This is a genomic window from Novosphingobium sp. (assembly GCF_041905565.1).
Taxonomy (GTDB): Bacteria; Pseudomonadota; Alphaproteobacteria; order Sphingomonadales; family Sphingomonadaceae; genus Novosphingobium.
In genome coordinates this window covers 1-8,975 of sequence record NZ_JAYRKX010000030.1, presented here as the reverse complement: position 1 = coordinate 8,975, position 8,975 = coordinate 1, and the positions used below count along the sequence as shown (strand labels likewise).

9 protein-coding genes are annotated in these 8,975 nt (G+C 67.7%); 5 read left to right on the top strand and 4 right to left on the bottom strand.

All coding sequences use genetic code 11. The features are described 5' to 3' along the window. Positions 1–95: 95 nt before the first annotated feature. The 3 genes from ACE3N9_RS16215 to ACE3N9_RS16205 all read right to left on the bottom strand — a co-directional run bounded on the left by ACE3N9_RS16215 (position 96) and on the right by ACE3N9_RS16205 (position 3,156). On the bottom strand, positions 96–677 hold the full coding sequence (locus ACE3N9_RS16215) for a TIGR00730 family Rossman fold protein (RefSeq protein ID WP_374285471.1): 582 nt from the start codon (positions 675–677) through the stop codon (positions 96–98). Then, on the bottom strand, positions 674–2,176 hold the full coding sequence (crtI, locus tag ACE3N9_RS16210; RefSeq protein ID WP_374285469.1) for a phytoene desaturase family protein: 1,503 nt from the start codon (positions 2,174–2,176) through the stop codon (positions 674–676). Before crtI ends, ACE3N9_RS16215 begins: the two co-directional genes overlap by 4 nt. Positions 2,177–2,283: 107 nt before the next feature. Continuing rightward, the gene (locus ACE3N9_RS16205) at positions 2,284–3,156 is read right to left on the bottom strand and encodes a DUF2059 domain-containing protein (protein ID WP_374285467.1); all 873 of its coding nucleotides are present in this window, start codon (positions 3,154–3,156) and stop codon (positions 2,284–2,286) included. A 65-nt stretch (positions 3,157–3,221) separates the two neighbouring features. Between ACE3N9_RS16205 and ACE3N9_RS16200 the strand changes: the two genes are divergently transcribed. The 3 genes from ACE3N9_RS16200 (at position 3,222) to ACE3N9_RS16190 (ending at position 6,011) form a co-directional block, all read left to right on the top strand. Further along, positions 3,222–3,764 (top strand): N-acetyltransferase family protein, encoded by a 543-nt coding sequence (locus ACE3N9_RS16200; RefSeq protein ID WP_374285465.1) that lies wholly within the window; start codon positions 3,222–3,224, stop codon positions 3,762–3,764. Next, positions 3,761–4,351: a DUF2585 domain-containing protein gene (locus ACE3N9_RS16195; RefSeq protein WP_374285463.1), complete on the top strand. Its 591-nt coding sequence runs from the start codon at positions 3,761–3,763 to the stop codon at positions 4,349–4,351. Before ACE3N9_RS16200 ends, ACE3N9_RS16195 begins: the two co-directional genes overlap by 4 nt. Positions 4,352–4,481: 130 nt before the next feature. Further along, on the top strand, positions 4,482–6,011 hold the full coding sequence (locus ACE3N9_RS16190) for a flavin-containing monooxygenase (RefSeq protein WP_374285461.1): 1,530 nt from the start codon (positions 4,482–4,484) through the stop codon (positions 6,009–6,011). A gap of 4 nt (positions 6,012–6,015) precedes the next feature. Here ACE3N9_RS16190 and ACE3N9_RS16185 read toward each other — a convergent pair whose 3' ends face one another. Further along, positions 6,016–6,633, bottom strand: coding sequence for an SOS response-associated peptidase family protein (locus ACE3N9_RS16185; RefSeq protein WP_374285459.1), 618 nt, complete (start codon positions 6,631–6,633; stop codon positions 6,016–6,018). A gap of 98 nt (positions 6,634–6,731) precedes the next feature. On the opposite strand from ACE3N9_RS16185, the gene ACE3N9_RS16180 reads away from it, so the two are divergent. Beyond that, the gene (locus ACE3N9_RS16180; RefSeq protein ID WP_374285457.1) at positions 6,732–8,000 is read left to right on the top strand and encodes an amidohydrolase family protein; all 1,269 of its coding nucleotides are present in this window, start codon (positions 6,732–6,734) and stop codon (positions 7,998–8,000) included. After that, the gene (locus tag ACE3N9_RS16175; protein ID WP_374285455.1) at positions 7,997–8,830 is read left to right on the top strand and encodes an SDR family NAD(P)-dependent oxidoreductase; all 834 of its coding nucleotides are present in this window, start codon (positions 7,997–7,999) and stop codon (positions 8,828–8,830) included. The genes ACE3N9_RS16180 and ACE3N9_RS16175 overlap by 4 nt, the downstream gene beginning before the upstream one ends. Positions 8,831–8,975: the final 145 nt, after the last annotated feature.

Here is an 8,975-nt window from a genome sequence, read left to right as displayed (position 1 = left end):
TACCTTGAACGGGTGGTTGGGCCGGGGGAGCGGGCTGGTGTTGCAAGGACAGGCCGGATGGCCTGTCCGCACCGCCGTCAGGCGGAAGGGACTCCCTACAATTCCCCCGTCTTCATCGCGAAGATCGGCGTGTGCGGCTGGTGTGCGGCCATGCGGGTCAGCAGCAGGTCCAGCTCGGGCTCGGCAATGATGATCCCCTGGTGCGCCGGGCGGATGAAGCCAACTTCGATCATGTGGTGGTTGAAGGCGATCAGGTGATCGTAGAACCCGAACGCGTTGAGCAGCCCGACCGGTTTGGCGTGATAGCCCAGCTGCGCCCAGCTGACCGCCTCCCACAGCTCGTCCATCGTGCCGACCCCGCCGGGGATCGTGACGAACCCGTCGGACAGCCGGGTGAAGGCCGCCTTGCGTTCGTGCATGTCTTCCACCACCACCAGTTCGGTGCAGTCGTGGTTGGCCACTTCGGCGTTGCACAGCGCCTTGGGGATTACCCCGATCACTTCGCCGCCTTCGGCCAACGCGCCGCTGGCCACCGCGCCCATCAGGCCCAGCCGCCCGCCGCCATAGACCACGCCGATCCCGCGCCGGGCCAGCGTGCGGCCAACTTCGTCGGCCAATGCCATGTAGCGCGGATCGGCGGGGGTGGCGGAACCGCAATAGACGGCAAGGCGCTTCACTTCAGGTCCTCCAGCATCAGTTTGGCCGTGGCGTGGGCGCTGCCCAGCACGGCGGGAACGCCCGCCCCGGGGTGCGCCCCGGCGCCGACGAGATAGAAATTGGCGATTTTCGTATCGCGGTTGCGCGGGCGCAGCCAGGCGGTCTGGCTCAGCACCGGCTCAAGGCTGAAGGCGCTGCCGAGGTAAGCGTTGAAATCGAGCGCGAAATCGCGCGGGGCATAGTGGAACTTGGTGACGATCCGGTCGTGGATGTCGGGGATAAGCCGCCGCCCAACCTCGTCGATCACGCGCTTTTCCAGCATCGGGCCAACCGTGTCCCAGTCGATCGGCAGCTTGCCGAGGTGCGCCACCGGGATCATCGCGCGGAACGTGCTCTTGCCCGGGGGGGCCATCGACGGATCGGTGACGGTCGGGTGATCCAGCAGGATCAGATGGTCCTGCGGCAGTACGCCGTGTTCGAACACGTCATCGAGCAGCCCGGTATAGCGCGGGCCGAACAGCGCCATGTGGTGCGGGATGCCCGGCCAGCTGCCCTCCAGCCCGAAGTGGACCAGGAACATGCCAGGGCTGTAGCGCTTGCGGGCCAGGCTGCGCGCCATTTCCGCGCCGCGCTGGGTGCCGGCCAGCAGTTCGCGGTAGGTGTGCATGATGTCGGCATTGCTGGCGACAGCGTCGAAGCGCTCCTTCCACCCGCTCTGCGTTTCCACCTCGGTCGCGCGGTTGCCCAGGGTGTGGACGTGGACCACCGGATCGTGCAGCCGCACTGTGCCGCCGAGCCGGGCAAAGTGGCGGGCCATCGCCTCGGCCAGCTGGCCCGCGCCGCCGTTGGGCCACCAGACCCCGGTGTCCTGTTCCAGCTTGACCGCGAGCGCCTGGATCGCGCTGGCGGTCTGCGGATTGGCTCCGATCAGCAGCGCCTGGAAGGTCAGCGCCTGGCGCAGGTGTTCATCCTTTACCTGCGCGGCAGTGATCGACCACAGGCTGCGCCAGGTCTGCTGGCGCAGCAATGCGGGCAATGCCTTGGCCGCGGTGGCCAGGTCCGGGAAGGGCACGTTGCCCAGCCGGCGATAGCCTTCGGCCAGCGCGCCCGCGCTGTAGCGCAGGAAATCGTCCAGCCCGCCCAGGTCGCCCGGGGCAGCCTTGGCCACTTCGCGGGTCAGGCTGGCTTCGTCGCCGGTCAGGTCGAACTGGGTGCCATCGGGCCAGTTCAGCCGCCAGAACGGCGCGGTGGGCGTCAGCGAGATGTCATCGGCCATGTCGTGGCCGGATAGCGACCACAGCCCGCTCAGCGCGGCGGGATCGGTGATCAGGGTGGGGCCGGCATCGAAAGTGAAGCCTTCGCGCTGCCAGGCATAGGCGCGACCGCCAACCTTTTCGCGCGCTTCGACCAGCACGGTCTCGACGCCGCTGGCCTGCAGGCGGATCGCCAGGGCCAGGCCGCCAAAGCCCGCCCCGATCACGCAGGCGCGGCGCGGGTTCAGTGCGGGAACCCCAGTCATGCGGGCAGCTCCGCGATGCGGCAGTGGTCAGGGATCAGCGCGATCATTGCGGCCGGTTTAGGCGCGTCGGCGCGCCGCTGCAACTTTCCCGGGCCGCTCCGGAAAATTCAGGTGCGGGGCAAGGGTTTGCCTGCGGCGTCGAGCGCCGGGGCGGGATCGACCTCAGGTTCCGGGGCGGGCGGCAGGCCCTGGGCCGCCCGGGCATGGGCGACGAAATCCTTCGCCGCGGTTTCCATGTCGGCCAGCATCTGGGCTTCGATCTCGGGGCGCATCGGCTCGTTTTCCATGCGCACCCGGATCGGGGCCATGGCCTGGGCGGCGGCGTTCAGCTTCAGCAAGTGCGGCTTGGCCTTGGCCAGGCGGCCAAGCTCGGCCAGATCGGCCTGGGTCAACTCGCGCAGCGAGCGCGAGATCATCACGCGGTTGTCGGCCTGGACATCGGCGAGGGCGACGTCCTTTTCGCGCATGGCGGCGGTGACCGTGGCCCGGCCGTCATAGTTCTGCTCGACCTTGTGCATCAGCTTGCGCCCGATCGGCGAGCGGTAGAACACCGCCACGTCCTTTGCCTGCTGCGGGGTGAACTGCTGCTTCAATGCGGCCGCCAACTGGGGGCGGTACTTGGCCTGCACTTCCTGGCTGTGCTGGCGCAGGGTGGGCAGGATCGACTGGGTCAGCGCATCGGACAGGCCGGGATAATTGGCCTCGGCCTCGATCATTTCGGGGCTGGAGCGGGCCAGCTCGGTCGCGATGGTCCTCGCGACGATGCGGAACGCGGCCTCTTGGTCTAGCCCGCTTTCGATCGCGTCGAGCACGGCGAAATAGGGTGCGTCGGGGCTGGTGCCGGGTTGCGCCGGGACGGGCGCGGCGACGGCGGCCGGGGCAGGGTGCGGCACGGCGGCCAGCATCAGGGCAAGGGACAGGACCGGCAGCACGCGCATCGGCGGATTACTCGCATTGGGCGGCGCGAATGCCGCTTTCATGCCAGACACTTGGCAGAGCTGGCGGGGGGCTGGCAAGGGCGTTGCAATGGCCGGTGGGCTGCGCCATGCTGCCCGTCGCGATGCAGATCGAACCCGCCCGACCGGCCGATGCCCCGGCGCTTTGCGCGATCTATGCCCACCATGTGCTGCACGGCACCGCCAGTTTCGAATTCGACCCGCCGGATGCGGCGGAAATGGCGCGGCGCCTGGCGCGGGTCAGCGCTGCCGGCTGGCCCTGGCTGGTGGCGCGCGGGGTTGATGGGGCGGTGCTGGGCTATGCCTATGCCAGCCAGTTCCGCGACCGCGCGGCCTATCGCTTCTGCTGCGAAGACAGCATTTACATCCGCCACGACGCGCAGCGCCGGGGCCTGGGCAAGGCGCTGCTGACCGCGCTGCTCGGCGCCGCCGAGGCTTGCGGATTTCGCCAGATAATCGCGGTAATCGGCGGGGCGGAGCCTGCCTCCGCCGCGCTGCACGCCGCTTGCGGCTTTGTCGAAACCGGGCGGATGCGCAGCATCGGGCGCAAGCACGGGCAATGGCTCGACACGCTCTACATGCAGCGCGCCCTGGGCGCGGGCGATAGCGCGCCGCCAGCGGAGGAACCATGACTAGCCGCCTGATGCCAACCCGCGTCGGCGCCGTGCTGGCGCTGCTGATCGCGCTGGCCACTGCTGCGGTGCTGCTGGTCATGGGGCGGGTGCCGATCTGCACCTGCGGCACGGTCAAGCTGTGGTGGGGCGTGGTGGAAAGCGCCGAAAACAGCCAGCACCTGCTTGACTGGTACAGCTTCAGCCACGTGATCCACGGGCTACTGTTCTATTTCTTCGCCTGGTTGCTGTGGCAGCATAGGGGACTGCTGGGCGGCCGGGTGCAGCGCTGGGCACTGCCGATCGCGGTGGCCTTCGAAGGGTTCTGGGAACTGCTGGAAAACAGCCCGCTGATCATCGAGCGCTACCGCGCGGTCACGGTCAGCTATGGCTACGAAGGCGACAGCGTGATCAACTCGCTGGCGGACATCGGCTGCATGACGCTGGGCTTCTGGATCGCCAGCCGCCTGCCGTGGAAAGGCAGCGTGGCGCTGGCGGCGGCGTTCGAGCTGTTCACCCTGGCGATGATTCGCGACAACCTGGCGCTCAACATCCTGATGCTGACCTGGCCGGTCGAAGCAATCCGCCTCTGGCAGGGCGCGGCCTGACAGTTGTGTTAGGGTGCACACCCTAAATCGCGCTTGATTTGACCTTGATCCCGGTCAATGCTGCACTTGCGTTTCGAGTCGAAACTGAATGCAATGGCGAAATGCGCCGGGCATATGATGGAGAGTGAGGATGGCAACCGCAGCAGTTGAGGCACAGGCAACCCATGTCGACGTACTGATCGTCGGCGCAGGCATTTCGGGCATCGGCTCGGCCTATCACCTGCAGGAACAGTGCCCGGGCAAGAGCTATGTCATCCTCGAAATGAAGGACACCTTCGGGGGCACCTGGGAAACCCACAAGTATCCGGGCGTGCGTTCAGACTCCGACCTTTACACCTTCGGCTATCGCTTCAAGCCGTGGGTCGGCACGCCGATCGCCTCGGCCCAGGCGATCCTGGACTACATGGGCGAGGTGATCACCGAAAACGGGATCGACCAGCACATCCGCTATGGCACCCGGATCACCGCCTGCAACTGGGACAGCAAGACCAACCTGTGGACCGTGGAAGCGACGGCCAAGGGCGGGCAGAAGGTCACCTATACCTGCAACTTCCTGTGGATGTGCCAAGGCTATTACGATCATGAAAAGCCCTACATCCCGGAATGGCCGGGGATGGACAAGTACAAGGGCCAGCTGATCCACGCCCAGCTGTGGGATCCCAAGACCGACTACAAGGGCAAGCGCGTGCTGGTGATCGGCTCGGGCGCGACTGCCGCCACCGTGATCCCCGAATTCGCCAAGGACGCGGCGCACGTCACCATGCTGCAGCGTTCGCCGACCTACTTCTACTGCTCGGAAAACAAGAACGAGCTGGCCGACCGCCTGCGCGAGATCGGGATCGACGAGCCGACCATCCACCGCGTCGTCCGCGCCCAGATCATGCACGACCAGGACGTGCTGACCAAGCGCGCGATCGAGGAACCGGACGCCGTGTTCGAAGACCTCAAGGCGCTGATCCGCGCCTTCACCGGGGTCGAAGACTTCCCGTTCGAGCCGCACTTCACGCCCAAGTATCGCCCCTGGCAGCAGCGCCTGGCGTTCTGCCCGGAAGGCGACATCTTCCGCGCCGCCGTGGCGGGCAAGCTGACCGTGGTGACCGACACGCTTGAAACCTTCACCGAAAAGGGCGTGCGCACCGGCTCGGGCGAGGAGATCGAGGCGGACATCATCGTCGCGGCCACCGGCTTCAACCTGCTGATGATGGGCGGCATCCCGTTCAGCGTCGATGGCCAGCCGGTCGACTGGCACGAAACGGTCAACTACCGCGGGATGATGTTCACCGGCGTGCCCAACATGTGCTGGGTGATGGGCTACTTCCGCGCCAGCTGGACCCTGCGGGTCGACATGATGGGCGACTTCGTCTGCAATCTGCTCAACCACATGGACAAGATCGGCGCCAGGCGGATCGACGTGGCGCTGCGCGACGAGGACAAGGACATGCAACTGTCCGACTGGATCGAGGCTGAAAACTTCAACCCCGGCTACCTGATGCGCGGGCTCAAGCTGATGCCGCGCCGGGGGGACAAGCCCGAATGGCGCCACAACCAGGATTACTGGGCCGAACGCAACGAAATCCCCAACATCGACCTCAGCGGGGACGAATTCCTTTATGACGGCCAGCGCAGCAAGGCGCGGGCCAAGGTGGCCGAACCGGCCTGAGGGACTAGCGTTCGGTCATTGCTGACGACGGATAGGGCGCGAGCAAATCCTTTGCCCGCGCCCATTCGCCATGCAGCCACAGGTGCCAGGCGCGCGGATCGGGCGGCAGAATCACCGGCATCGCATCGCGCCCGGCGTGGCGATAGAGCGCATTCGGCTCGGTCATCAGCTGCGCGAAACTGGGCACCTCGCTGTCCTTCCACACCCCGGCCAGCGCGAACAGCGGTTGATCGGCGCAGGTGAACCAGTGCTGGCGGCGCTTGCCTCCGGAATCCTTGCCCTTGCCCCATTCCAGCAGCGCGGTCGCCGGAACCAGGCAGCGGAATTCGCTGTTGCGCAGGTTGCCGATCCAGAACGGGCTGTCGGGATTGCGCACGGTGAACACCGCGTTGCCGCGCTCGCCCACGGATGGCGGCGGCGGCACGCCCCATTGGCGCGGGACCATCCGGCGTGGCTGGCTGGCCCGGCGCGGCCCGGCCACGAATTCGCGCCCGGCGGTGATCACCGGCGCGAAGGCCCCCGGGGCGATGTGACCGCCAGCCCATGGATCCTGCCCGCCCTGCGCGGCGAACCGGGCGGCGATCTGCGCAGCGCTGGCATCAAGGCGGTAGATCGCGGGCATGGCCGGTCCATGCGGCATCGACCAGCCGCCCGGCAAGCGTTGCATTCATTCCGGCCTGCACTATCCTCGCGCCGAACCGAACACAGGGAGATCGATCGATGACGCATCGCTGGCTGCTTGCCGCCGCCGTGCTGGCCATGGCCGCGCCGGCCTGGGCCGAAACCGTCGTGATCCGCGCGGGCAGCGTGCTGCGCGACGCCGGGGGCGAACCGGGCGGTCCGGCCACCATCACCGTGGTCGATGGCAAGATCCAGTCAGTGGTCGATGGCGCGCCGCCCGCACCGGCCGGGGCCACGGTGATCGAACTGCCCGGCAAGACCGTGCTGCCCGGCCTGATCGACCTGCACGTCCACCTGTCGAGCGATCCGGGCGGCGATTTCCGCAACGAAGCGGTCGAGCCTGACGAATGGGGCGTGGTCGTGGGCACCCGCAACGCGCTCGCCACGCTGCGCGCAGGCTTCACCACCGTGCGCGAGGCGGGGTCGGGCCAATACGTGGGCTTTTCGCTGCGGCGGGGAACGGCCGAAGGGGTGATCCCGGGGCCGCGCATTGTTGCCGCCGGGCCGGCGCTGGCGATCGTCGGCGGGCACGGCGATACCACCGGCTTTCGCGAGGACGTCCACGCCGTGCTTGACCAGGGCTATACCTGCACCGGCGCGGTCGAATGCGCGGAAAAGGTCCGCAAGGCGAGCCGCGCCGGGGCCGACGTGATCAAGATCACCGCGACCGGCGGGGTCCTGTCGCAGCAGGGCCGCGGCCTTGGCGCGCATTTCAGCGATGACGAGATGAAGTCGATTGCCGACACGGCTCATTCGCTCGGGCTCAAGGTCATGGCCCACGCCCACGGTGCGCGCGGGATCGAAGCGGCGGCGGCGGCCGGGATCGACACTATCGATCACGGCACGTTCGCCGATGAGGCGGCGCTGAAAGTGATGAAGGCCAAGGGCACCTGGATGGTGCCGACGCTGATGGCGCTGGAAGGGGTGCGCGCGCGGCTGGGCAAGGGGATCTATACCCCGACCGTCGAAGTGAAGGCGCGCCAGGCGATCGAAACCGCCGGGCGGCAGGTTACCCGCTCGAAAGCGCTGGGCGTGCCGATTGCCTTCGGCACCGATGCCGGGGTGTTCGAACATGGCCGCAACGCCGGGGAATTCGCCCTGATGGTCAAGGCCGGGCTGACCAACCGCGAAGCGCTGGCGACTGCCACCACCAATGCCGCGCTGGCGCTGGGCATGGAGGGAGAGATCGGCAAGATCGCCCCCGGCTACAGCGCCGACCTGATCGCGGTCAGCGGCAACCCGCTGGCCGATGTCCGGGTGCTGGAAAAGGTCGACTGGGTGATGGCGCGCGGGCGGGTGGCGCCATGAGCGTGCATCCCGCCATCGCCCCGGGACAGGTCGCGGTAATTACCGGCGGGGCCAACGGGATCGGCCTGGCCGTTGCCCGCCGGCTGGTTGACCTGGGGCTGCGCGTGGCCCTGGCCGATTGCGACGCCGCGCAGCTCGCCGCGGCGGGTGAGGCGCTGGGCGGCAAGGCGCTGCTGGCCCAAACCGACGTGGCCAGCCGCGCCTCGGTCGCCGCGCTGGCGGCGCGGGTCGAGGCGGAGCTTGGCCCGGTTGCCGTGCTGATGAACAACGCCGCGATTGGCGGCGGCGGGGACATCCTGGCCGATCCAGCGGCATGGGACCGGCTGCTTGCGGTCAACCTGCACGGCGTGATCCACGGCCTGCAACAGTTCCTGCCCGGCATGATCGCCAGCGATCGGCCGGGTCTGGTGATCAACACCGGATCGAAGCAGGGCATCACCCAGCCGCCGGGCAACACCGCGTACAACGTGGCCAAGTCGGGGGTGAAGTCGGTCACCGAAGGACTGGCCCACACCCTGCGCGAACGGGTGGGCGACCGGATCACTGCCCACCTGCTGATCCCCGGCTTTACCTATACCGGAATGACGACCCGGCACTTCAAGGAGAAGCCGCCCGCCGCCTGGACGCCCGATCAGGTCGCCCAGACCATGCTGGACGGGATCGCCCGGCGCGACTTCTACCTGTGGTGCCTGGACAACGAGACCAGCTGGGAGGTCGACCGCCGCCGAGTGCTGTGGACCGCCCAGGACATCACCGAAGGCCGCCCGGCGCTGTCGCGCTGGCATCCCGACTGGAAGGACGTGTTCGCCGACTTCGCCAGCCGGGAGTGAACCCTAGGGTCAGGACTCATTAGCCGCACCTTCGAGGCGGCAGAATGGCTTCCATCTCGAACGAAAATTCCCTTGGAAAGGCAACCAGCCTTCCCGGCGGGAATTTCCGCCCGATATGTTCGCCATTCTGCCGCCTCGAAGGTGC